The sequence below is a fragment of the Faecalibacterium sp. I3-3-33 genome (assembly GCF_023347295.1).
Lineage (GTDB): Bacteria > Bacillota > Clostridia > Oscillospirales > Ruminococcaceae > Faecalibacterium.
The window spans coordinates 2,138,059-2,162,993 of sequence record NZ_CP094469.1; the positions used below are offsets into that span (position 1 = coordinate 2,138,059).

Below are 24,935 nucleotides of genomic sequence, written 5' to 3' on the forward strand. Positions count from 1 at the left end.
AATCATATGGCTGCACATAAATTTCCAGAAAACTTGTAGCACAATCACGATTTTTCTTTTCGTTCATACAAACCACCACGGCAGTTCCAGCCACAGGTTATCCATAGCTTGTTCCTCCGTCTTTTTGGCACGGCTTTTTGTCAGGTGAAAGTATATCGCCGTACCGATTAAAGGATGTTCCTCACCATCGGTGAAGCCATAGCGGTACAACAGGTAGGTCTGCTCCCGCTGTGTCAGCCGTTTCAGACCATCGTACAGTTCCCGGCGCGATTCCTGTTCCTCCATAATGGTCTGCGGCTGCATGGCGTAGGGGTCGGCTATGGCTTCGATGCGCCGCAGTTGTTCCTCTCCCGGCAGAACATCGTCCAGCGAAACGCGCTGGTAGCAGATACCGTCCTTGTCCTCCGTCACCATCCGCTGTTCAAAAGCGGTAAAGGCATCCCGTACCATGTCCATCATGGCGTTGCGGATGGCAGGAGCCGCGTAGGTCAGGAACTTCATGCCGCGCGCTGCATCGAACTTTGACACGGCCTTCCACAAGCCCATATTCCCTGCCTGTTTCAAATCGTCCGTGTCAAGGTTCAGGCCGGACTGTGCCAGATTCATGCTGCGGAAAAGGTCATTCGCCACCTTGCCAATAAAGGACTTGTTGTTGTCGATCAGGCTGTCCAGCGCGGCAGCATCGCCTTTCTGCGCCAGCGCACAAAGCCGTTCATTCGTCTGCTTCATGGCCGTTTTCCTGCTCTGCGGCAGACTGCAAGATTCCCAACAGACCGCTTCGCAGCTGTTCCAGTGCTTCCGGCGTGGCTCCTTCCATACCCGAAACGCTGTCCAACATTGCATCCGTCAACTGCTCTGCCGTAATCGTTGGGTGCTGCACATCCTGCCCCTTGGTCAGTTCATTGAACATCTTCTCGGCCACTTTCTTGCTCATGGCTTCCTGCTCGGCGTAATGGCTCCCGATACCCTTTTTGATTTCCTTGATTGCCGCCATGAAGTACATTTCAATATCATCAAGGTCGCCTTGGTACACCGGCTTTCTCCGAAGGCTGATGTCCTTTGCGGCTTTGGCTGCTTCCGGGGTCTTGACCTTTGTGCGCAGCAGGGTGCTCAATGTCGTGAGCATGGCATTCTGTGCTGCGATGCCGGATGCAAAAGTATCATCAAAATACTGCGCTATGCGGTAAGTAAGCTCTGCAAAGCGGGCGTTTTCCAGCAGCAGATTGACCACCTCTGTATTGACACGCCCTGTGTAGAGGTTCTTTGCAGCTTCTACGGACAAGCCCAGTTCGGCAATGTCGTAATTTTTGCGGTCGGGGATGTTGGTTTCTCCCAGCAGGAAATCCGTAGATACGTTGAACAGCCTTGCGATCTTCAGCACCTGCTCATGGGTCAGAGTTCCTTTTGCGCCACTGATAAAACGGTTGATGGTGCTCTTGGAGCAGCCGATCTCCTTGGCAAGCTCCGGTTGGCTGATGTTGTGCTCTTTCATCAAGTCCGCAAGACGGACGTTGGATGGTGCGGGCAGATATTCCTGTGCCATGTGGTCGGCCCTCCTTTTTGAGCTTTTTCCTCATTATAATACGCTCTGCCGTTTTATTCAATATACGGTTACCTCTCCGCCCTTGCTGTTGCAGTCCTGCAACCAGTGAGGGCATTTTTCTTTTTCCGTTGCAGTTCTGCCGCTTTTTCGCCTTTTCTGCAAAATTTTCCGTATATTCAGGCAGGAAGCAAAAAAACACCAGAGTTCCCACTTTGGGGTCTCTGGTGCAACGCACGAAACAAAGGAGGAATGCGCTTGAGCCTGTATCAAACTGTCAAGTCCGCCATCACCGTTCGGCAGGTGGGAGAGATGTACGGCATGGAGCCCGACCGCCATGGCATGGTGTGCTGTCCGTTCCACTCCGACAACCACCCCAGTATGATGCTGAACGAATCCTACTATTACTGTTTCGCTTGCGGGGCCAATGGAGATGCCATCGACCTCACCGCCAAGCTGTTCGACCTGAATCCCCGGCAAGCCGCCGAGAAGCTGATAAATGACTTCGGGCTTGACCCGGACAAGCCGCCCGCCAATGCCATCGCCCTGCCGCCGCCCAAGCGTGGCCTGACGGACGAGCAGTGGGCAGACGTCGCCTACTGCCTGCGGGTGCTGACCGATTATCTTGACCTGCTGCACGACTGGCAGGAGCGCTACAAGCCCGCCACCCCGGAGGAGCCGCATGACCCACGGTTTGAAGAAGCCCTCCACACGACCGAGACCATCGAGCACCTGACGGACTGCGTTGCATTTGGGACGCCCCAGCAGAAGGCCGCTGCCGCCGCACGGCTGCTGTCCGGGTCGTACCTGCTGATGCTGGAGGAGCGCACCGACCGCCTTGCTCTGGCAAAGTGCGCCTGACGATTCATTCACCTAAAGTGGTGCTTATCATTATGATAATCACCACTTTACTTTTTTAAAGGAGAACCACCACATGAAGAAAAACATTTCCCGCAACCCCTTATGGCCGGACTGGTACAACGGCAAGAAGATCGATGAAGTCCAGTTTGGCCGTGCCTTTCTGGAACAGTGGCCGCTGAAATGCGTCAACGGTACGCTGTACACGCTGGACGGCCCGGTAGAGGACGAAAGCGAGATCAAGCAGCGCATCTTGGAGAACATCGAGGAATATGTCACCTCCGGCCTGTCCAAAAAGGTCACCAACATTCTGGAGACTATCAAGCTGCTGGCTTTTTCCGACCCGTTCCCCATCGAACAGGACTGCATCCACCTCCAGAACGGCGTGTACCATCTGCCGGACGGCTCTTTTCAGGAGAGCCGCCTGTTCTGCCAGAACCGCCTGCCTGTGAGGTATGACCCCAAAGCCGCCAGCCCTGACCGCTGGCTGACCTTTCTGCACGAGCTGCTGGACGATGCCGACATCCCCACCTTGCAGGAGTATCTGGGCTACTGCCTGATCCCCAGCACCAAGGGACAGAAGATGATGCTCATTGTTGGCAAGGGCGGCGAGGGCAAGTCCCGCATCGGGCTGGTGCTCAAACGGCTCATGGGGGATGCCGCCAGCAACGGCAGCGTCTAGAAAGTGGAGAACAACCGCTTTGCCCGCGCCGATCTGGAACGCCGCCTGCTGATGATCGACGATGATATGGATATGAACGCCCTGCCTAAAACGAATTATATTAAGACCATCGTGACCGCCGAAGCCAAGCTGGACTTGGAGCGCAAGGGTGTCCAGAGCTACCAGCGCGACATCTACGCCCGGTTCCTCTGCTTCGGCAACGGTGCGCTGACCTCGCTGTATGACCATTCGGACGGTTTCTTTCGCCGCCAGCTCATCCTGACCACCAAGGACAAGCCTGCCGACCGCACGGACGACCCTTTTCTTGTGGAGAAGATGTGCGCCGAATTGGAGGGCATCCTGCTGTGGTGTCTGGAAGGTCTGCACCGGCTGGTGCAGAACAACTTCCGCTTCACGGTCAGCGAACGAGCCGCCGCCAACGTGGACACCATCAAACGCAGCAGCAACAATGTCATCGACTTCATGGAGTCCGAGGGCTATTTCCGCTTCAAGGCGGACTACTCCATCAGCTCCAAGGAGTTCTACGACATTTATAAACAGTGGTGCGAGGACAACGCCTGCCACAGCGTATCGGCCATCCGTTTCAGCGCAGAACTGCGACAGAACGACCGCCGCTATAACCTTGAAGCCACCAACAACATCTATCTGCCCGGTGGCCGCAGGGTGCGGGGCTTTGTAGGCATCGAGCCGCTTGTCCACCCCTGCCCGTAAAAAGTGCATTTTTTTACGGAAGAAGTTCGTACAACCTGTACGGTCTGTACTTGTACGCACCTGTACGGCGAATCGAAGCAAATTAAAACGTGGTATCGTTTATATTTCGGATTCCTGTACGTCGTACAGACCGTACAGGTTATTTGAAGTCCGTACGCAATTTTTTCAGATGCGTACGGAGCAATCAAGTTCGCATTGTGCGAACTTGTCGGGGCGAGGCCCCTCCATCTTGCTGGCGCAAGACCGTTCGGTCACTTAAAAGCCCCACTGGGGCTTTCATTGCTTCGCAAACGTGAACTTGATTAACTCTCCCGCAGGAGACGTTCCCCCTCGGAGAGTCCTCGAAGAGCCCACTACACTTTGCAGCCCATAGGGATGAAAGTGTTATAGTGGGTTATTACACTTCCGAAGAAGTGCATCTTCGTTCCCCGTCACCTCTCGATGAACCTTGAAAGGAGGGATGCCCTTTGGCAAGAAACGATGGCGTTGACCGCACCAGTGTCCGGAATCTCGCCGTTTCGGACAAGGCCGTTGGCAACACCCAGCAGCACAATGAGCGTGAAAAGGACAGCTATCGGAACCCCGATATTATCCCCCAGCGCGCTGCATGGAACGTCCACTTCAAAAAGCCAACCGCCAGCTACACTGACCTGTTCGCCCAACTGGAAACCGCTGGTACGATTTCAACGCGCGGCCTGAAGCCGGATGCCACCCATTATTGCGAGCTTGTCTTTGATGTCAACTCGGCCTATTTTGACAATCACGGTGGCTACGAGTTCGCCAAGCAGTTCTATGCGGATGCCTACAAAGCTGCTGTGCAAATCGTGGGTGGTGAGCAGTATATCCTCTCGGCAGTCATGCACGCCGATGAGATCAACCGTGCCATGACCGAAGCACTGGGCCAGGAGGTCTACCACTACCATCTCCACGTGGTCTATGTACCTGTGGTGGAAAAACAGATCCTCTGGTCGAAACGCTGCAAGGACAAGGCACTGGTCGGCACCGTCAAGGAGACCGTCATGCAGGTCAGCCGAAGCAAGAAGTGGGCTTCCAAGCCCCTGCTGGACGATGCTGGAAAGCCTGTCCTGCAAAAGAGCGGCAAGCCAGTCCTGAAGAAGTCGTACAGTGTCCTGCAAGACGATTTCTTCAACTATATGCGCAATGCCGGGTACACGGATGTAGAGCGCGGTGAGCGCGGCAGCACCGAAGAACACCTGACCGTCACCCAGTTCAAAGTCCAGCGGGAGCAGGAACGGCTGGACAGCCTGACCGCCCAAGCCGACCAAAAGGCGCAGTCGCTTGCCAAAACCAGTCAGACCCTCTCCAAAAAGGAGAAGGAACTTGCCGCTGTGCAGAAAAAGGCCACGCTCACGAAAGAAGCCCTCATTCATGCGCGCGATCTGGATTATATCGGCAAGCGCACCTTTCTCGGTAACTACTCGCTGACCGAAGAAGAATTTTCCAAGCTGAAAAAGCAAGCCGACCACGGCTATATGATGGACGTGGAGAACCGCCGCTTGAAAGAAGAACTTTCCACCGCCAAGAAGGAGGCCGTTCGTTGGAGCAACAAGTACCACGACCTGTGGTACGACGTGAAACCCTATCTGGATGCTCTCCACCGTGCGCCCGAACTGGTGCGCGGCTTTCTGGAAAAGATTCTTGCCCCCAAGCAGGAGCTCACCATGAATGTGCAGCAGCGAAACCGCAGGCGTGGGCAAGATGTAGAACTTTAAGCTGAATTTTTAGATGATATGACAATATAAGGAGAAATGCTTATGGATTTTGACCGTAATTCTATGACCGTCCCTGTGCAATCTTCCGATTATACGAATAAGTTCTTGCAAAAGGACTCGAATCCCACTACAATGGAAGTGGTCACTCAAACCAATGCCGTCAAGTCTCCGACTGACAGCCCGGCAACTACAAAGCTGGTGTACACGGTGGAAGAGATCGCACGAATGCTGGCCATCAGTCTGCGCTCTGCTTACAACCTGTGCAACAGCACCACCGAATTCCGTGTCCTGCGGGTAGGCGGAAGCATCCGTGTGCCGAAGGACAGCTTCGATGCGTGGCTCTACCGGGCAGCTTGATAAGAAGGAGGCAAACAGTATGGCATATATTACGAAGCGCGGCAACTCTTACAGCGTCCGCTACACCTACGAAGATGAACACGGCAAGAGCTGCGACAAATGGGAAAGTTTTCCTACAAAAGAGGAGGCAACGAACCGAAAGAAGCAGATCGAACATGAACTGGCAGCTGGCACATTCCTGATTCCGTCCTCGGTGACGGTGGCAGATTTCCTCATGGATTGGCTGCCCAAGCAGTGCAGCAAGCACAAGTGGGCCCCAAAAACCTACGAATCCAATCTTTCCACCATCCAGAATCTGATTATCCCCTATATCGGCAGCATGGAGATGCAGAAACTTAAGCCCTACCACATGGAAAACCTCTATACGACCCTGAGCAAAACGCCCTGCGGTTCGTATATCGAGGGAAAGAAGCAGGAATTGACCGAAAAGCAGAAGCAGCGATTCCTTTCCGGCACGACGATCCATGAGGTGCATCGGCTGCTGGGCACAGCGTTCCAGTACGCCGTGGAATGGGGCATTCTTGTCAAAAGTCCTGTTCCTGTGGACAGCCCCAAGAAGTCCACGCAGGAGCGCACCATCTGGACGGTAGAGGAAATGCGGGCGGCTCTGGACAGCATGGAGGACCCCATCCTGCATCTGGCAGTCCATCTCACACTGGTGGGCGCGCTGCGAGAAGGCGAGATCGTTGGTCTGACCCCAGAGGATATTGACTTTGATGCTGCGGACGGTATCGGAACCTTCCGTATCAACAAATCCATGCAGCGGGTGCGAAAAGAAGCCCTGAACCAAGTGGACGATGGCTGCATCATCAAGGTATTCCCGGACAAGCTGGAGCGCAGTACCACTTCCCTCATCCTGAAAAGCACCAAAACCGCATCCTCCTGCCGCACCATCTTCATGACCTCTGCACTAAAAGAAGAATTGAAGAAGTGGCTGAATCAGTTAGCAGCAAACGAGAGGAAAGACCCAGCACGTTACCATGACAGCGGAATGCTGTTCCGCCTGCCCAACGGTCTGGCGGTAGAGCCGGTGCTCATCCGCAAGAAGTTTCTGAAATGGCAGGACGCACACCCAGAGTTCCCCCGTATCGTGTTCCACGGTCTGCGGCATTCCAGTGCCACCTATCAGCTGATGATCTCCGGCGGCGATGTGAAGGCTGTGCAGGGTACAACAGGTCATGCTACGGCGGATATGCTGGTGAACACCTACGCCCATATCCAGCAGTCCTCTCGTGTAGAACTTGGGAAAAAGTTTGAGGAAGGGTTCTATGCGAAACAGGAAAGCCCCAGCCCACAGGCTGTACCCGCCGCAGGCGAACCGACCATCTCTATGACTGCTCTGCTGGAACTTCTGAAGAACGCCGACCCTGAAGTAAAGGCACAGCTCCGTCTTGCACTGCTGACCTGATGCAAAATTTACCACGCATTTCAAAGCAATTCCAGCTTATGCAGAGGATTCCCACGAAAAAGCCGACCGTGCAAAAACCGTGCATTGACCGTGCAGACCCCGAATTTTCGGGGTTACATAACAAAAAAGAACGCCAAATCTTACGATTTGACGTTCAATATCTGGTGCACCTCCAGGGACTCGAACCCTGGGCCCACTGATTAAGAGTCAGTTGCTCTACCAACTGAGCTAGAGGTGCATATGGTGACCCGTACCGGAATCGAACCGATGTTAAAGGCGTGAGAGGCCTCTGTCTTAACCGCTTGACCAACGGGCCATATAAAAGTCGGCGACTACCTATTTTCACAAGCCGTTTCCAGCTAACTATCTTCGGCACAAGTAAGCTTAACTTCTGTGTTCAGAATGGGAACAGGTGGAACCTTACCGTCATCGACACCGACCGATTTGACTGAATCAGTATAACACATTTCTGTGTTTCTGTCCAGTATTTCTTAGAAGGACGTGCCTTCAAAACTGAATAATCACTGCTAACATTTTTTCGTTGACTTAAAAGTCTCAAGCGAATTGTGGTCAAACCCTCGACCTATTAGTACACGCTTGCTGAATGGATCGCTCCACTTACACATCGTGCCTATCAACCTTGTAGTCTTCAAGGGGTCTTACTTGTTTGAAACAATGGGATATCTTATCTTTGGGTCGGCTTCACGCTTAGATGCTTTCAGCGTTTATCCGATCCGTACATAGTTGCCCAGCTATGCCCTTGGCAGAACAACTGGTGCGCCAGAGGTACGTCCGCTCCGGTCCTCTCGTACTAGGAACAGCTCCCATCAAATATCCTGCGCCCACGACAGATAGGGACCGAACTGTCTCACGACGTTCTGAACCCAGCTCGCGTACCGCTTTAATTGGCGAACAGCCAAACCCTTGGGACCGAATACAGCCCCAGGATGCGATGAGCCGACATCGAGGTGCCAAACCTCCCCGTCGATGTGGACTCTTGGGGGAGATCAGCCTGTTATCCCCAGGGTAACTTTTATCCGTTGAGCGATGGCATTTCCACTCACATACCACCGGATCACTAACTCCAACTTTCGTTACTGCTCGACCCGTCAGTCTCGCAGTTAGGCTCGCTTCTGCGTTTGCACTCTTTTGCTTGATTTCCGTTCAAGCTGAGCGAACCTTTGAACGCCTCCGTTACTCTTTAGGAGGCGACCGCCCCAGTCAAACTGCCCACCTAACAATGTCCCCCGCCTTGATTCAAAGGCGCAGGTTAGAATTCCAATATCGCAAGGATGGTATCCCAACGGCCACTCCACAAATGCCAAAGCACTTGCTTCCCAGTGTCCCATCTATCCTGTGCATGCAACATCGAAACCCAATATTAGGCTACAGTAAAGCTCCATGGGGTCTTTCCGTCTTGTCGCGGGTAACCGGCATCTTCACCGGTACTACAATTTCGCCGGGCGGGCTGTCGAGACAGTGCCCAAATCATTACGCCTTTCATGCGGGTCAGAACTTACCTGACAAGGAATTTCGCTACCTTAGGACCGTTATAGTTACGGCCGCCGTTCACTGGGGCTTCGATTCAATGCTTGCACATCTCCTCTTAACCTTCCAGCACCGGGCAGGCGTCAGCTCGTATACGTCATCTTTCGATTTAGCACAAACCTGTGTTTTTGGTAAACAGTTGCTTGGGCCGATTCTCTGCGGCTCTATCTCTAGAGCACCCCTTCTCCCGAAGTTACGGGGTCAATTTGCCGAGTTCCTTAACAACCCTTCTCCCGTTGGCCTTAGAATCTTCTTCCTACCTACCTGTGTCGGTTTGCGGTACGGGCACCGCAGAAATACACACAGCTTTTCTCGCCATCTTCCATCCCGGACTTCGGTACTAATTTCCCTCGATCGCTACCGGAACCAACACCCGGCTCCGAGACTTCAAATGTGTCCCTGTGTTTAACTCTTTTGGTGGTGACGGAATCTCTACCGTCTGTGCATCGGCTACGCCGTTAGGCCTCACCTTAGCTCCCGACTAACCTGGAGCGGACGAACCTTCCTCCAGAAACCTGAGGCTTTCGGCCATGCAGATTCTCACTGCATTCGCGCTACTCATTCCGGCATTCTCACTTCTATACACTCCACAGCCGCTTGCGCTACTGTTTCACCGCGTATACAACGCTCCCCTACCCAATACATTACTGTATTGCCTAAGCTTCGGTGTCAGGTTTAGCCCCGTTAAATTCTCCGCGCAAAGACGCTCGACCAGTGAGCTATTACGCACTCTTTGAATGTGTGGCTGCTTCTGAGCCAACATCCTGGTTGTCTACGTATCTTCACATCGTTTTCCACTTAACCTGACTTTGGGACCTTAGCTGTAGATCTGGGCTGTTTCCCTTTTGACAATGACATTTATCTGACACTGTCTGACTCCCAAGCATCAATACTCTGGCATTCTGAGTTTGATAAGCTTCGCTAACCTCTCGGCCGCTAGGCTATTCAGTGCTTTACCTCCAGGTATCTAACTTGAGGCTAGTCCTAAAACTATTTCGGGGAGAACCAGCTATCTCCGGGTTCGATTGGAATTTCTCCGCTACCCACAGTTCATCCGCCGCCTTTTCAACGGAGGTCGGTTCGGTCCTCCATGGAATTTTACTTCCACTTCAACCTGACCATGGGTAGGTCACCCGGTTTCGGGCCCATTGTATGCAACTTAACGCCCTTTTCAAACTCGCTTTCGCTTCGGCTCCAGACCTTAAGTCCTTAACCTTGCTGCATACAATCGCTCGCCGGACCGTTCTACAAAAAGTACCCTATCACACATTGACGTGCTCTAGGTGCTTGTAGGCACAGGGTTTCAGGTTCTTTTTCACTCCCCTCCCGGGGTGCTTTTCACCTTTCCTTCACAGTACTATACGCTATCGGTCACTGGGTAGTATTTAGGGTTGGAGGGTGGTCCCCCCGTATTCCGACCAGGTTTCACGTGTCTGGCCGTACTCTGGAACTCGCTCAGCTCTTGTCGTTTTCACCTACGTGGTTCTCACACTCTCTGACCGGCCTTCCCATGCCGTTCGGTTAACAACTCAAGTCCTAAATGCGGTCCGTACCCCGGAAGTATTTCTACTCCCGGTTTGCCCTCTTCCGCGTTCGCTCGCCACTACTTACGGAATCTCGTTTGATGTCTCTTCCTCGCCCTACTTAGATGTTTCAGTTCAGGCGGTTCCCTCGATATACCTATTTTTAAGTTCAGTATAACGTACCTGAGTATGAACCCAGGTGAGTTTCCTCATTCAGAAATCTCCGGATCAATGCTTATTTGCAGCTCCCCGAAGCTTATCGCAGCTTATCACGTCTTTCATCGGCTCCCAGTGCCAAGGCATTCGCCCTGCGCCCTTGTTCGCTTGACCTTTCAAACGTTCTTTAAGAACATTTGGTATCCTCTTGATTCTCTCTTGCCAACGAAGATTATTGTTACCCTTCCTTTTGAAATTGTAATATTTCTTAAAAAAGAACTTACTATAATCTTTGTTTCGCAGTTATTATTCAGTTTTCAAGGTACGTCTTGGTGATGTCCCTCAAAGCCCGGTCTCCCGGAACTCTGATTTTCATCACATGGTGGGCCAAAATGGACTCGAACCATCGACCTCACGATTATCAGTCGTGTGCTCTAGCCAGCTGAGCTATTGGCCCATGTGGTGGAGATTAAGGGAATCGAACCCTTGACCCCCTGCTTGCAAAGCAGGTGCTCTCCCAGCTGAGCTAAACCCCCACATAAGGTTTTGAGTAACCCCTTTTCAGGGCCCTCAAAATCGAACAATATCTACTTAAACTCTCACGTATCACCTGTTCCAATGACTGACCATCTTAGATGCTCTGTCATTGCCTGACTCCTTAGAAAGGAGGTGATCCAGCCGCAGGTTCTCCTACGGCTACCTTGTTACGACTTCACCCCAATCACCAGTTTTACCTTCGGCGGCGTCCTCCTTGCGGTTAGACTACCGACTTCGGGTCCCCCCGGCTCTCATGGTGTGACGGGCGGTGTGTACAAGGCCCGGGAACGTATTCACCGCAGCATGCTGATCTGCGATTACTAGCAATTCCGACTTCGTGCAGGCGAGTTGCAGCCTGCAGTCCGAACTGGGACGTTGTTTCTGAGTTTTGCTCCACCTCGCGGTCTTGCTTCTCTTTGTTTAACGCCATTGTAGTACGTGTGTAGCCCAAGTCATAAAGGGCATGATGATTTGACGTCATCCCCACCTTCCTCCGTTTTGTCAACGGCAGTCTGGCCAGAGTCCTCTTGCGTAGTAACTGACCATAAGGGTTGCGCTCGTTGCGGGACTTAACCCAACATCTCACGACACGAGCTGACGACAACCATGCACCACCTGTCTCTGCGTCCCGAAGGAAAGTTCTGTTTCCAGAACCGTCGCAGGATGTCAAGACTTGGTAAGGTTCTTCGCGTTGCGTCGAATTAAACCACATACTCCACTGCTTGTGCGGGCCCCCGTCAATTCCTTTGAGTTTCAACCTTGCGGTCGTACTCCCCAGGTGGATTACTTATTGTGTTAACTGCGGCACTGAAGGGGTCAATCCTCCAACACCTAGTAATCATCGTTTACAGTGTGGACTACCAGGGTATCTAATCCTGTTTGCTACCCACACTTTCGAGCCTCAGCGTCAGTTGGTGCCCAGTAGGCCGCCTTCGCCACTGGTGTTCCTCCCGATATCTACGCATTCCACCGCTACACCGGGAATTCCGCCTACCTCTGCACTACTCAAGAAAAACAGTTTTGAAAGCAGTTCATGGGTTGAGCCCATGGATTTCACTTCCAACTTGTCTTCCCGCCTGCGCTCCCTTTACACCCAGTAATTCCGGACAACGCTTGTGACCTACGTTTTACCGCGGCTGCTGGCACGTAGTTAGCCGTCACTTCCTTGTTGAGTACCGTCATTATCTTCCTCAACAACAGGAGTTTACAATCCGAAGACCTTCTTCCTCCACGCGGCGTCGCTGCATCAGGGTTTCCCCCATTGTGCAATATTCCCCACTGCTGCCTCCCGTAGGAGTCTGGGCCGTGTCTCAGTCCCAATGTGGCCGTTCAACCTCTCAGTCCGGCTACCGATCGTCGCCTTGGTGGGCCGTTACCTCACCAACTAGCTAATCGGACGCGAGGCCATCTCAAAGCGGATCACTCCTTTTCCCTCTGGTCGATGCCGACCCGTGGGCTTATGCGGTATTAGCAGTCGTTTCCAACTGTTGTCCCCCTCTTTGAGGCAGGTTCCTCACGCGTTACTCACCCGTTCGCCACTCGCTCGAGAAAGCAAGCTCTCTCTCGCTCGTTCGACTTGCATGTGTTAGGCGCGCCGCCAGCGTTCGTCCTGAGCCAGGATCAAACTCTTTATAAATGATATTTATCACTTAAAAGTGTTAAATCTTGTTTCGCTCAGCACGCAATCGCTTGCGTCCTGTGTGAATTACTTTTGTTTGGAATTGTTTACCGTGTTTTTCCAACACGAAAATAGGTTCCGTTACAAGTTCTTTCGATATTGTTCAATTTTCAAGGTCCTGTGCGCCGCAGCCTTATCGGCTGAAAGCTTAATTATTTTATCACTTTCGTGATAAGTTGTCAAGCACTTTTTTGAAAGATTTTTGAGATTCATTTTTGATTCTGTCGAATCTTTCCGTCTGACGTCCATTTTGAAGTGTTTCATTCTGTCGGACGTCCGCCTGACAGTAATGTATTTTAGCACAGCATCCTTCAAAAAGCAAGCGCTTTTTTACATTTTTTACGCTAAAATCATTCTTTTGACTTTTTGCCCAGTTTTTTACATTTTTTATAGACACTTCCTCCCTTATTCCTCCAAAAGCCGGGCACGCAGCCGGATCAGGATCTTGCGTTCCCGCCGGGAGATCTGCACCTGAGTCGTGTGCAGTGCTTTTGCAGTCTCGCTCTGGGTGCGGTTGCCATAAAAGCGCAGACGGATCAGCTGCTTATCCTGCTCCGGCAGCGCTTCGATCACCTCTGCCAGACTGATTCGATCTGCCAGCTCCTCCTCCGGGGATTCCACCGGGATATCTAACTGCCGATCTCCATCCTCGCCGCTCTCCGGGGTCAGGCTCATGGCGGGCTGCGCAGCCTGTATGGCAAGGGCCACATTCTCTATCGGTTCATCCAGCTGCTCTGCCAGCTGCTGTAAGGTAGGCTCTGAGCCGCACAGCTTCATGGTATGCTCCCGTGCCGCCTGCACCCGCATTCCCAGCTCTTTCAGGGAACGGCTCACCTTGACCGTGCCTCCATCCCGGAACAGCTTTTTGATCTCGCCAAGGATCACCGGCACGGCATAGGTGGAAAAACACACGCCCCGGCTCTCGTCAAAATTATCATAGGCTTTGATGAGCCCCACACAGCCTGCGCTGTATAAATCGTCATACTCCATGCCGCGCCCACGGAATCTGCCCGCACAGGCGTGCACCAGCCCCAGATTCTGCGTGATAAATGCTTCCCGCCGGGTCTTATCCGTTACCATATACCGGACCGCCTTTCCTTTTTATGTAGGCTCCCGCCGGGACAGACGCTTGACCAGCAGCACCTTTGTGCCCTTGCCGGGCTTTGAGGTGACTTTTACCCTGTCCATGAAGCTCTGCATCACCGCAAAACCCAGACCGGAGCGTTCTTCCGGGTTGCCGGTGGTGAACAACGGCTGCATGGCCTGCTCCACATTGGGGATGCCGATGCCTTTATCTGTAATGGTGATGTGCACCTCCCGGTCGGGGTAGACCGCAATGGTCATGCACACCGGCCCGATATGCTCCGGGTAGGCGTGAACGATGCAATTGGTCACCGCCTCAGACACTGCCGTTTTCAGGTCGGCCAGCTGCGGCACAGTGGGGTCGTACCGTGCCAGAAAGGCTGCCGTAACGCCGCGGGCGTAGGCCTCGTTGCTGCTGAGGGAATCAAACTGGACACGGGTGCTGTTCTCTGCTTTCATTGCGCATTCTCCTTTTCTATGTTCTCCGTACAGGGGATGCCCGCCAGCCGCAGAACTTTTTGCAGCTGTGCGGGGGCGTGCTGCAGCCGCAGGGTCGTGCCCAGAACGCGGGCGCAGCGCTGCCGCCCAAGAATAAGCCCGACGCCGGAGGAATCCATGAATCCCACCCCGCCAAGATCGATAATCAAGGTGCGGGGGCTGCGGCTGACCAGTGCATCGTCCAGCTGCATCCGCAGGCTCTGGGCGGCATCGTGGTCGATCTCCCCCGCCAGATAGGCGTACAGGGTCTCCCCTGCCGCGCTGAAGGTCACTGTTGCCATTGCTTGTCCATCTCCTTTTTTTGCAAAATAAAAGATCCCGTACACATAGCTTCAGTGTACGGGATTTTCGGGTTATTTTTTAGAAAAAGCTGTCGGCAGCTTACGCCTTTGCCAGCAGAGCCGCTGCTTCCAGCGCTGCCGCCTCGCTGCCGCAGACCAGCAGACCGCGGCGGGTGTTGGCGTGTGCCAGCTGCACTGCCTCGTCCAGACTGGTGCAGAGCTGAGCGTCAAAGTGATATTTTGCCTTCTCGGTCAGACGCCGGGTCAGCTGCTCCTCCACACCGGCGGGCGTGACGAGATACACCTTATCAAAGGGGCTCTCGCTCATGCCGGGCATGGTGGATTTATCCTTTTTCTGCTCCTCGGGGCTCAGACCGGTCTCCAGCGCGGAGAAGAATGCCTCGGCGCCCTCCTCCTCGGTCAGACCGATGATGGCGCTCATGTGGCGCACCTTGGCCATGTTCAGCACACGCAGCAGTGCAGCAGCCTGCTGCGGGGTGCGGCAGGCATCCAGAATGACCAGCGGGCGCTGGGAAAGCACCCGGATGCTGCAACGGTTGTCCACGGCAGCAATGCCATCCAGAATCGCTTCGTCGGAGATATCCACCTCCTTGCGGCAGAGCGCCAGCGCCAACTCCACCGCCATGGCGGCGTTGCCTGCGGCGTGACGTCCCAAAAAGGCCAGCGGCACCGTATAGCCGCCGTAGTCCACCCGGCTGGCAAACTGTTCCGCTTCCAAAAAGGTGATATCCTCCGGGTCGGGCACTACCAGCTCACAGCCGCACTTGCCAGCAGCCACAACCAGCTCACTGAGCACCGCCTTAGGCTGCTCCGGCGCGGTGACACAGATGCTGTCCTTGCGCATCACGCCGCCTGCCAATGCAGCCAGACGCTCCACCGAGCGGCTCACGCCGTCCGGCCCCACCGCTGTGACGGCGCACACCGGCATTTTGGGCAGTGCCGCAGCAAGGCCCGCGTCCGGCAGCTCTACTACCGCCAGCGTGCAGCCAGCTTCCCCAAAGCAGTATGCAGCGGCGGCAAGCTCCGCCGCCTGCATGGGCAGTTCCTCATGGGCGGCAAGGGCATCGGCGGCGCGGCACAGCAGCGCCTCGTCCACCGGCTCGCCTGCCACCCGGATGCGAGCCGCAAGGGGTTCGCACCCGGCATGGTAGACACCGGCACGAATGCCCTGCGCGCGCAGGATGGCCGTCAGCAGACGCGCCACCGCCGTTTTACCGGCAGTGCCTGCTATGCCCACGAACTGCACCTGCTGCACCGAGGCGGGCAGCAGCGCACCCAGCTGCTCCGGGTCGGCAAAGCCGTCCGGCAGGGCTGCAAAATACTGATTTGCCTGTTGGATGGTCATTCGTTACTCCTTTTTATGTGATAATACAGTCCCTCGCAGGCCAGCAACAGCACGATGGCAACAAGGATGCCTGCCAGAACACCGGCAGAATCCAGCCACACATCGGTAACCTGACTGCTGCGCCCCTCCGAGAAGATCTGAATGGTCTCATCGGTCAGCGCCGTCAGCACACCGCCCAGCATGGGCACCGTGATATGCCGCAGCGGGTGACGGCTGTACACCCGCATACAGAGCATGAGCAGAAAGCCCTCCAGCATATACTCGCAAAAGTGTGCCATCTTGCGCACGATGTGCATGGTCAGATGCTCTGCCAGCCCCGGCTGACCCAGACGGCGCAGGATGGTACGCATCCACGCCAGCACCCGACCGCTTGCGCCGGAAGAGACCGTAGCCACCGCCATGGAGTTGGAAAAGATGAACCAGATGCAGGCGATGAGTGCAACGGTAAAGACCACCCGTCCCGCAATGACCCACAGTGAGGTGCGTTCCGTATCGTTATAGCGTTCCACAGTCTCAACCCAGAGCCTTGATGCTCTGCTCAATGTTGGCCAGCTTGTCCTGACTCTTGGTGAACTTTGTGCGGATCTCCTCCACCAGAGCCGCCGGGGCACGCTCCACGAACTTGGGATTGTTCAGCTGGTTGCCGAACATGGCCATTTCCTTTTCAGCCTTGGCCTTTTCCTTGTTCAGGCGTGCCAGCTCCTTCTCGCGGTCGATGAGCTCCATCATGGGGATGAAGCCGCGGGCGGCGTGGGTGGACACCTGCACCATGCCGTCGGTGCTGCCCTCGTACTTTTCGGTAAAGGTCACATCGGTGGCAAAGGCGAACTTAGCCAGATAGACCTGTGCGTTCTGGAAGGGGGCTGCATCGGCAGTCTCGATGATCATGCTGGTCTTTTTAGCGGGATGCACGTTCATCTCGGTGCGCATGGTACGCACAGCCTTGATATAATCCATCACCTTTTCAAAGGCTTCTTCCTCGGCTGCCCAGTTGTGAGCAGCGTCAAAGGTGGGCCATGCCTGCGTCATGATGGTCTCGGCAGAGCCGGGCAGAGCCTGATACAGCTCCTCGGTGATGAAGGGCATGAAGGGGTGCAGCAGCTTGAGTGCCTTATCCAGCACATACACCAGCACACGGCGGGCGGTGTCGGCCTGCTGTGCATCGCCGGAGTTCAGGCGGGGCTTTGCGATCTCGATGAACCAGTCGCAGTAGACGTCCCAGATAAAGCTGTTGATTTTGGCAGCAGCCAGACCCATCTCGTAGTGCTCCAGATTATCGGTCATAGCACCGGCGACCTGATTCAGCTTGGTCAGCACCCACTTGTCGCTCATGTCCAGCAGATCTTCGCTGGGCAGACCCGGCTCAAAGTCCTCGGGCAGGTTCATCAGCACAAAGCGGGTGGCGTTCCACAGCTTATTGGCAAAGTTGCGGGCAGCTTCCACCTTCTTTTCAATATAGCGCATATCGTTGCCCGGGGTGGAGCCATCCACCAGCATAAAGCGCAGAGCGTCTGCGCCGTACTGGGCAATGACTTCCAGCGGGTCGATGCCGTTGCCAAGGCTCTTGGACATCTTACGGCCCTGACTGTCGCGGACGATACCGTGGATGCAGACGGTATCAAAAGGCGCCTTGCCGGTGTAAGCCAGACCGGAGAAGATCATGCGGCTGACCCAGAAACCGATGATGTCGTAACCGGTGACCAGCGTGTTGGTGGGGTAGAAATACTTCAGGTCGGCGCTGTCCTCGTTGGGCCAACCCAGCGTGCTGAAGGGCCACAGGGCAGAGGAGAACCAGGTATCCAGCGTGTCGGGGTCCTGCGTCAGCTTTGCGCTGCCGCACTTGGGGCAGCTGCAGGGAGCGGACTTTGCCACCACGGTCTCGCCGCAGTCGTCGCAGTACCAAGCCGGGATCTGGTGACCCCACCACAGCTGGCGGCTGATGCACCAGTCGCGGGTGTTCTTCATCCAGTTCATATAGTTCTTGGTAAAGCGCTCGGGCACAAACTTGATCTCGCCCTTCTCCACGCTCTCGATGGCGGGCTTTGCCAGCGGCTCCATCTTGACGAACCACTGCTTGGAGATCATCGGCTCGATGGTGGAGTGGCAGCGATAGCAGGTGCCCACCTCGTGCTTGAGGGGCTCGATCTCCTTCAGGAAACCGCCCTCCTTCAGGTCGGCCAGAATAGCCTTGCGGGCTTCCAGCGTGGTCATGCCGGCGTACTTGCCGCAGTCCAGCACCTGAGGCTCGTTGACGGTGTTCTTGCCGGCGGCAAACAGAGCATCGGCGGCAGCCTTGTCGGCAGCGCCGGTCATGTGGCCGTCGTAGGTAAACACGCGCACGATGGGCAGGTCGTGGCGCAGACCGACTTCAAAGTCGTTGGGGTCGTGGGCGGGGGTGATCTTCACGACACCGGTGCCCTTGGTCATATCGGCGTGCTCATCGCAGACGATGGGGATCTCCTTGTTCAGCAGGGGCAGCACCACATGGCAGCCGTGCAGATGGGCGTAGCGGGGATCCTCGCCGTTGATGGCCACAGCAGTATCACCCAGCATGGTCTCGGGGCGGGTGGTAGCCAGCTCCAGCATCTCGCCGGTCTCCTTGACCGGGTACAGCAGATGCCAGAAGCTGCCGTCCTTCTCCTCGTACTCCACCTCAGCGTCGGAGATGGAGGTGTTGCAGTGGGGGCACCAGTTGACCATGCGGTTGCCGCGGTAGATCAGCCCCTTGTCGTACAGGCGCACAAACACTTCCTTGACAGCCTCAGAGCAGCCCTCGTCCATGGTAAAGCGCTCGCGCTCCCAGTCGCAGCTGCTGCCCAGCTTTTTCAGCTGGCTGACGATGCGGTTGCCGTACTTGGTCTTCCATGCCCATGCGCGCTCCAGAAAACCGTCACGGCCGACCATTTCCTTGGTCAGGCCCTCGGCGCGCATAGCCTCCACCACCTTGGCTTCGGTAGCAATGGAAGCGTGGTCGGTGCCGGGCACCCACAGGGCGGCATAGCCCTGCATCCGCTTGGTGCGGATAAGGATGTCCTGCATGGTGTTATCCACCGCATGACCCATGTGCAGCTGACCGGTAACGTTCGGCGGCGGCATGACGATGGTATAAGGTTTCTTGTCCGGATCGGCCTTCGTGTGGAAGTAGCCGCCGTCCAGCCAGAACTGGTAGATACGATCTTCCACCTGACTGGGATCGTACTGCTTTGCAAGCTCTTTCATAGTGTCCTCCCAAAAATTTGATGAAGTGGGACGCAAAAAGCCGCCCCACGGAGCGTTCCATGGGACGGCTGTAAATACATAACCGCGGTACCACCCAAATTGCGCGGAAAGCTCCGCGCCCCTTGATGCCCCTGTAACGTAGGGCAGACCCGAAAGCGGCTTACCGGCAAAGCTCACCGCTTCTGCTCCAAAGTGACAGTGCCCCGCCGGTATCCCGCCGGGTTTTCAGCTGCCCCCGGCTCTCTGTGCGGCTCCAGACGATGCACACTCTTTTTCAACGCATTTATAAAAAGAATATAGCGTTTTTTGTGGGATTTGTCAATCAGTTTTTCAAACCTTTCACCCAACGCACCAGCTTCCACACCCTTGCACCCAGATGTGGACAGTAGCTCACCATCAGCGCTTGCAGCTTCTGGCTTTTGTGCTCTGACGGGATCTTCCATGCAGCGCGGCGGTGCGTCTTTGCCAGCTCCAGCAGTGTTTTTTCCTTTTCCGGGTCCCGCTCCGGCTGGTTGACCAGCCGGAAATACACCTCGGCGCAGGACATGATGCAGCGCTGCTCCGTAGTGCTGCGGAAGGGCTCCGGCTGCCCCTTTACCAGCTGCCAGACCCGTTCCCATGCCAGAGCCGCCGTGTAAAAACGCAGGCTCGGCTCCTGCCGCACGGCAGAGCTCGGACGTTCAAGGTAGGCATAGAGCGGGCAGTTCAAAAACGCCATACTGCCCGCCTTGAGAAATTCTGTCACAAAAAACAGAGCATCCTCCCCGTAGAACAGCGCCGGGTCAAAGCGGATATCCTGCAGCAGTTCCCGGTGGGTCAGCATCCGCCAGCAGTGCCCGCCGCTCCATTCCCGCATCCACGAGTAGTTTTCCGCCGTGATCCTCTGCGGTGCCGGATATTCCGTTACCGTCCACAGGGTCTCGTTTTCCTGTATGCTGCGGTAGCGGCACATGGCTATGCGGGTGCCGCAGCTGCACAAAGCATCGTACAGCCATTCCAGATACTGCGGCAGCACAAGGTCATCGGAATCCACAAAGCCGATGTACTCGCCCCTTGCCACATCCAGCCCAAAATTGCGTGCCGAGGACACCCCGCCGTTTTCTTTGTTGAAAATGCGCACCCGGGCATCCTGCGCCGCATAGCGCTGCATGATCTGCCAGCAGCCGTCCGGCGAGCCATCGTTCACAACGATCAGTTCAAAATTCTGATATGTCTGCGCCAGCAGGCTGTCCAGACACGCCGCCAGATACTTTTCCACCTTGTAGACCGGTACGATCACCGAGATCAGGGGGCTTTTTTCCGTATTCATCCCGCTCTCCTTTTCAAGATCTCCAACCCGCGCTGCTTCAGCGCTGCATACTCCGCACTGCCATGATAGACCAGCACGATCAGCCCTACGAACACGGCTGTGTAAAGCACACCGTCCAGAATAAAAACACCAAAGTTGCCTACCGGGAACCGCTGCACCCAGAGCATTGCTGCCGCCGAGACCGCCGCCGTAAGCAGCAGCCGCTTCAGATACTCCGCAAAGTAGGCCCGGTATTTCTGCTGCCATTCCTCCTGAACGCCGTATTTCAAAAAGATATAAGGCTCTATCCACGCACAGGTGCACAGCGTGCTGATGATGGTGCCCCCGATAATGCCGGTCACGCCGTAACGCTGCACCAACACAAGGGAGACCACCAGATTGATAACAGACTCTGCCACAGCCTTATAGCGGTCGTTCCAGAACAGCCCCATGACCTCCCGGAACAGCAGGTTCGTCTGCCGCATCCGCGTGATGTAAAATTCCACCACGATGATCGTCACGGTCGTCATCGGGAAACAGTATTCCCTGCCAAACAGCAGGGCGATCAAGGGGTTGAACAGCATCATCAGCCCGCCGGTCAGGTAGCCGGACAGCACAAAAAAGAGAAAATCCATCTCTTTATACACCCGATACAGCCGGTCAGAGTTTTCCAGCGCTGCAAAGTTGCCCACGCTGCCGGAAAAGGCTGTGACGACTTTGGTCATCAGGTTGTTCAGCGCGTTGAGCACCAGCCGGTAATTGGAGTAGATACCCACCGTTGCCAGCCCGATGAAGGAGGACATCAGCAGGCTGTCCGTGTTGCGCACGATGACGATCGCCAGCTTATGCATACTCATGGCGCCGATGTTTTTCAGGATGCCGTTCCGCTCCTCCCTTTCCGGCAGTTCCCGGCATTCCTTCAGGTAGGGAAATTCCTTATCCACCATGCGGGAGATCATAATATTGGGTATGAACTGCACCACCAGCTGGATGGCAAGGTACAGGATAAAGTTGCCCGTCAGCAGCAATGCCACGATCTGCACGATGGTGCGTATGCACTCGCACACCAGAACCCAACCGGTGCAGATATAACTTTTCTGATAGGCCTGATAGATAGAGCTTTTATAGTTCAGCAGATAGGAGCTTGCTGAACCGAGCACATACATCATGTAGATCAGGGGGATATTCTCAATGCCCTCGCCGCCCTTGATGAGGTGGGGCAGAAACGGCAGCAACACCAGCCCAAATAGCAGCACCGAAGCCGCCACCGCCCGGTACATCCACTTATACAGGTTCATTAGCCGCGCCAGTTTCTGCTCGTCGTCCCGGGCTGCCGGTTCGTACATACTGAACACCATAGCCGTACCGATGCCCAGCTCCGCAAAATTAAGGATACTGAGCACATCGGTAAACAGACCACTGACGCCCAGATAGGCAGCCGAAAGGCAGTGGATGAACACCATCCGGTTGATAAAGGAGAGCAGCATCGTAAAAAATTGCCCGCCGATATTGACCAGCATATTGATAAGCGTATAGCGCGTTCTCATACGAATTTTGTTCTCCTTCTCAGCCCTTCATGTCCCGCAGCCGACTGTATGTCTGCGGAAAGTGCCACAGCAGCCAGCTTTGCAGCCAAAGCCCGCCCGGAACGGCGCAGTACCGCCGGGTGTGGTTGACCACCTCAAACTGCATCCGCAGCATTTCACGGCTGCGGGGCGCTTTGCGCAGCGCCGGGGGCAGCTGCCGGTACACCCGGCTCACGCTGCCCATCGTAAATTTTGCCGCATTTGCCAGTGCATCGTATGCAGCGTTTTCCACAAGGCAGTCCCAGTACCGTTGTGCCGCCTCGGCAGCATCGAAATGGCGCAGCGTTTTATTGCCGCTCATAATGCTGCCGCCGCGCTGCACATAATAATACAGCGCCTTTGGCACCACCACAGCTTTTTGGGTATTCAGGCAGATTTCCGGGATCAGGAAAAGGTCCTCGTTCAACTTTCCCTCCGGGTAGCGCAGCTGCGCAAAGACGGCGCGGCGGTACAGCTTGTTCCACGCAGGCTGGATCGTCGAATCCGTAGCATTTTTCAGTAAATCCCGCCCGGTAAAGTCCTTTTTTTCAAGGCGGATGTGCATCGACTGGCATGGCGCACCCGTCTCGTCCACCTCGGCGTAATCGCACAGGGCAAGGTCTGCCCCGGTGCTTTGCACGGCTTGGTACAGCACTTCATACATTTCCGGTGCAATGTAGTCGTCTGAATCCACAAAGCCGATCCATGCGCCCCTTGCTGCGTCCAACCCGGCGTTGCGGGCGGCAGATAGCCCCCCGTTTTTCTGGTGGATCACCCGGATGCGGGCATCTTTTTCGGCGGCGGCATCGCACAGCGCAGGGCAATCGTCCGGTGAGCCATCGTCCACAAGGATCAGCTCAAAGTCCGTAAAGGTCTGCGCCAGAATGGAATCCATACATTTGGGCAGATAGCGTTCCACATCGTACACCGGCACGATGATACTGAGCAATGTTTTTTCACAGGGCACAGCGTGTTCCTCTCCTATCCTTTTCAGTCCGTCACTTCCGTGCGCAGGCGGGCAATGAGCCGCTCCATCAGCGCCACCCGGTTGAAGGGGGTCATCAAGTAAAAGCCGTCCGCATAGGGTGCAGCCGCCTTGGCAGCCCGTACCGAGACCTCCAAGCCCAGCTCCTCGCCTGCAGCGCGGTCCAGCCCCTCAAACTTCTGGATGATGGCCTCGTCCACATGGATGCCGTTGATCTCGTTTTCCATAAAGATGGCGTTGCGCTGGCTGACCACCGGCAGGATACCCGCCAGGATCTTTGCCCGCTCGCCCAGCGTTTCCCGGGCTTTTTTCAGGTTTTCCACTGCCTGTGCCGACAGCACCGGCTGGGTGAGGAAACCACTCATGCCGTTTTCCAGCTTTTCTGCAGCGCGGCGCAACTCCACCTCAAAATTGCGGGCGTTCAGGTTCAGCGCACCGAACACCGTGATGGGGCTGGGCATCTCCCGCCCCTCCCCGGCCAGCGATACGATATACTGCGCCAGCTTGCGGGAGTTGAACTGGTACACGTTTTTCACCTCGTCCCGCTCTGCGGTGGGGATGGGGTCGCCGGTAATGGCCAGCACCTCCCGCACGCCCTCGGCGTACAGTCCCAGCAGCAGCGCCTTGGTGGCGTTCAGGTTGCGGTCCCGGCAGGTCATGTGGGGCAGCACGTTCATGCCCAGCTCCCGGTGCACCCGGCAGGCCACCAGCGAGGAATCCATCCGCGCCCGGGCAATGGGGCAGTCTGCAACGGTCAGCAGGTCCGCACCGGCGGCCTGCAAACGGCGGGCGCCCTCGAGATAGGCAGTCAGGTCGGCATCCTTGGGGGAGTCCAGCTCCACCGCGATGACCCGCTGCCCGGCGCGCAGCTTGCGCAAAAAGGCATCGTCCGTTTCCACCGCAGGCTTTGCCGCTGCAGCGGGCTTTGCCGCCGGGGCGGCGGGCAGCGTTTCCGGCAGAGCATCCAGTGCGGTGCGCAGGGCAGCAATATGCTGCGGTGTTGTGCCGCAGCAGCCGCCCAGAATGCGCACGCCCTCGGCGGCAAGGCGGCTCAGTTCCCGGGCAAAATATTCCGGCTTGCCCTGATAGCGCACCTGTGCCCGCGCCACCACCGGGTAGCCTGCATTGGGCATGACCGAAAGCGGCACTCCTGCATCTCCCAGCTGCTGCACCAGTGCCCGCATCGCGCCCGGGGCAGACACACAGTTCAAGCCTACGGCATCCACCACGCCGCTCTGCGCCATGCGGCGCACAAGTTCGGCGCAGTAGCGGCCCTCGCGGGTGTAGCCGTCCGGCAGCACCGCAAAGGATACCAGCACAAAGGCCTCCGGCACGGTCTGCTTCAGCGCACGAATCGCTTCCAGCACACCGTCCTCGGTGCTCAGGGTCTCGAACAGAAAATTCCGTGCGCCCAGCAGTGCAAAGCGCTTTGCTACGGCAAGATACACCTGCTCCGCCGGGAGGTTCTCGGTATCCGGTGCGGGGCCAAGGTCGGCAAACACCGCCGCGCCGGTCTCCCCTGCGGCCTTTGCTGCCAGCTGCCAGCCTGCATCTGCCAGCTGCTCCCAGCCTGGCTGCTGCGCCGCCGCCAGACGCGGCAGACTGAAGGTATTGGTCTTGATGGCATCGGCTCCGGCAGCAAGATACGCCCGGTGCACTGCCAGAATGCCCTCGGGGTCGGTCAGGTTTGCCTGCTCACACTCCTGTCCCGGTTTTGCTTTATAATAGGTACCCATGCCGCCATCGAACAGCAGCGGCCGCTGAGCTAACAGTTTGCGCACATCTAACATCGATACTTTCCCTTTCCTATAAAAAGATTTCATTTTTCAGTTTATCGTAGTTCACCCATCCGGTCAAGCGGTTTTCTTGATTTCGCTTGCGGCGCGGTCGTTTTTGTGCTATCTTAGGAGTGACTTTTT

Annotated in this window: 16 protein-coding genes, 4 tRNA genes, 3 rRNA genes, 1 pseudogene and 1 other annotated feature; of the genes and pseudogenes, 5 read left to right on the forward strand and 19 right to left on the reverse strand. The window is 55.8% G+C overall.

Going from position 1 to position 24,935, the window contains the following annotated elements:
• Positions 1-63 precede the first annotated feature (63 nt).
• Together MTP39_RS10080 and MTP39_RS10085 are read right to left on the reverse strand one after the other, a co-directional pair.
• Entirely contained in the window at positions 64-729 is a 666-nt protein-coding gene (locus tag MTP39_RS10080; protein ID WP_249240433.1) for a sigma-70 family RNA polymerase sigma factor, read from the reverse strand.
• Entirely contained in the window at positions 713-1,543 is an 831-nt protein-coding gene (locus MTP39_RS10085) for a helix-turn-helix domain-containing protein (RefSeq protein ID WP_249240434.1), read from the reverse strand. Before MTP39_RS10085 ends, MTP39_RS10080 begins: the two co-directional genes overlap by 17 nt.
• 249 nt (positions 1,544-1,792) lie before the next feature.
• On the opposite strand from MTP39_RS10085, the gene MTP39_RS10090 reads away from it, so the two are divergent.
• The 5 genes and pseudogenes from MTP39_RS10090 (at position 1,793) to MTP39_RS10110 (ending at position 7,289) form a co-directional block, all read left to right on the forward strand.
• The gene (locus MTP39_RS10090; protein WP_249240435.1) at positions 1,793-2,401 is read left to right on the forward strand and encodes a CHC2 zinc finger domain-containing protein; all 609 of its coding nucleotides are present in this window, start codon (positions 1,793-1,795) and stop codon (positions 2,399-2,401) included.
• A 73-nt stretch (positions 2,402-2,474) separates the two neighbouring features.
• A pseudogene (locus MTP39_RS10095) lies at positions 2,475-3,791 on the forward strand (DNA primase family protein).
• Positions 3,792-4,258: 467 nt separating this feature from the next.
• Complete coding sequence (locus tag MTP39_RS10100; RefSeq protein ID WP_249240436.1) at positions 4,259-5,524, forward strand: plasmid recombination protein; 1,266 nt, start codon at positions 4,259-4,261, stop codon at positions 5,522-5,524.
• A 42-nt stretch (positions 5,525-5,566) separates the two neighbouring features.
• Positions 5,567-5,881 (forward strand): helix-turn-helix domain-containing protein, encoded by a 315-nt coding sequence (locus tag MTP39_RS10105; RefSeq protein WP_112122197.1) that lies wholly within the window; start codon positions 5,567-5,569, stop codon positions 5,879-5,881.
• Between the two features lie 19 nt (positions 5,882-5,900).
• Positions 5,901-7,289 carry a site-specific integrase gene (locus MTP39_RS10110; protein WP_249240437.1) on the forward strand — a complete coding sequence of 463 codons (1,389 nt, stop codon included), beginning with the start codon at positions 5,901-5,903 and terminating at the stop codon, positions 7,287-7,289.
• Positions 7,290-7,451: 162 nt separating this feature from the next.
• On the opposite strand, the gene MTP39_RS10115 is transcribed toward MTP39_RS10110, so the two are convergent.
• The 17 genes from MTP39_RS10115 to MTP39_RS10195 all read right to left on the reverse strand — a co-directional run bounded on the left by MTP39_RS10115 (position 7,452) and on the right by MTP39_RS10195 (position 24,806).
• Positions 7,452-7,527: transfer RNA gene (locus tag MTP39_RS10115), tRNA-Lys, on the reverse strand.
• A gap of 3 nt (positions 7,528-7,530) precedes the next feature.
• Positions 7,531-7,605, reverse strand: a tRNA-Glu gene (locus MTP39_RS10120).
• 7 nt (positions 7,606-7,612) lie between these two features.
• A 5S ribosomal RNA gene (gene rrf, locus MTP39_RS10125) occupies positions 7,613-7,729 on the reverse strand.
• A gap of 126 nt (positions 7,730-7,855) precedes the next feature.
• A 23S ribosomal RNA gene (locus MTP39_RS10130) occupies positions 7,856-10,690 on the reverse strand.
• 206 nt (positions 10,691-10,896) lie between these two features.
• Positions 10,897-10,973: transfer RNA gene (locus MTP39_RS10135), tRNA-Ile, on the reverse strand.
• Between the two features lie 3 nt (positions 10,974-10,976).
• A tRNA-Ala gene (locus MTP39_RS10140) sits at positions 10,977-11,052 on the reverse strand.
• A 126-nt stretch (positions 11,053-11,178) separates the two neighbouring features.
• Positions 11,179-12,689 (reverse strand): 16S ribosomal RNA (locus MTP39_RS10145).
• Together the 16S, 23S and 5S rRNA genes with 4 tRNA genes alongside form the textbook arrangement of a ribosomal RNA operon.
• Before the next feature lie 447 nt (positions 12,690-13,136).
• On the reverse strand, positions 13,137-13,811 hold the full coding sequence (locus MTP39_RS10150; protein WP_249240438.1) for a sigma-70 family RNA polymerase sigma factor: 675 nt from the start codon (positions 13,809-13,811) through the stop codon (positions 13,137-13,139).
• A gap of 21 nt (positions 13,812-13,832) precedes the next feature.
• Complete coding sequence (gene spoIIAB / locus MTP39_RS10155) at positions 13,833-14,273, reverse strand: anti-sigma F factor (RefSeq protein WP_015536793.1); 441 nt, start codon at positions 14,271-14,273, stop codon at positions 13,833-13,835.
• Positions 14,270-14,593 carry an anti-sigma factor antagonist gene (locus MTP39_RS10160; protein ID WP_249240439.1) on the reverse strand — a complete coding sequence of 108 codons (324 nt, stop codon included), beginning with the start codon at positions 14,591-14,593 and terminating at the stop codon, positions 14,270-14,272. The genes spoIIAB and MTP39_RS10160 overlap by 4 nt, the downstream gene beginning before the upstream one ends.
• 100 nt (positions 14,594-14,693) lie before the next feature.
• Entirely contained in the window at positions 14,694-15,959 is a 1,266-nt protein-coding gene (locus MTP39_RS10165; protein WP_249240440.1) for a folylpolyglutamate synthase, read from the reverse strand.
• The gene (locus MTP39_RS10170) at positions 15,956-16,468 is read right to left on the reverse strand and encodes a VanZ family protein (protein ID WP_249240441.1); all 513 of its coding nucleotides are present in this window, start codon (positions 16,466-16,468) and stop codon (positions 15,956-15,958) included. Before MTP39_RS10170 ends, MTP39_RS10165 begins: the two co-directional genes overlap by 4 nt.
• 4 nt (positions 16,469-16,472) lie before the next feature.
• Positions 16,473-19,178, reverse strand: a complete 2,706-nt coding sequence (locus MTP39_RS10175; protein ID WP_249240442.1) for a valine--tRNA ligase — start codon at positions 19,176-19,178, stop codon at positions 16,473-16,475.
• Positions 19,179-19,235: 57 nt separating this feature from the next.
• Positions 19,236-19,465 (reverse strand) — a binding site (T-box leader).
• 35 nt (positions 19,466-19,500) lie between these two features.
• Entirely contained in the window at positions 19,501-20,487 is a 987-nt protein-coding gene (locus tag MTP39_RS10180) for a glycosyltransferase family 2 protein (protein ID WP_249240443.1), read from the reverse strand.
• Positions 20,484-22,013 (reverse strand): lipopolysaccharide biosynthesis protein, encoded by a 1,530-nt coding sequence (locus MTP39_RS10185; protein ID WP_249240444.1) that lies wholly within the window; start codon positions 22,011-22,013, stop codon positions 20,484-20,486. The genes MTP39_RS10180 and MTP39_RS10185 overlap by 4 nt, the downstream gene beginning before the upstream one ends.
• Positions 22,014-22,032: 19 nt before the next feature.
• Positions 22,033-22,998: a glycosyltransferase family 2 protein gene (locus MTP39_RS10190; protein ID WP_249240445.1), complete on the reverse strand. Its 966-nt coding sequence runs from the start codon at positions 22,996-22,998 to the stop codon at positions 22,033-22,035.
• A gap of 23 nt (positions 22,999-23,021) precedes the next feature.
• Positions 23,022-24,806: a bifunctional homocysteine S-methyltransferase/methylenetetrahydrofolate reductase gene (locus tag MTP39_RS10195; protein ID WP_249240446.1), complete on the reverse strand. Its 1,785-nt coding sequence runs from the start codon at positions 24,804-24,806 to the stop codon at positions 23,022-23,024.
• Positions 24,807-24,935 lie beyond the last annotated feature (129 nt).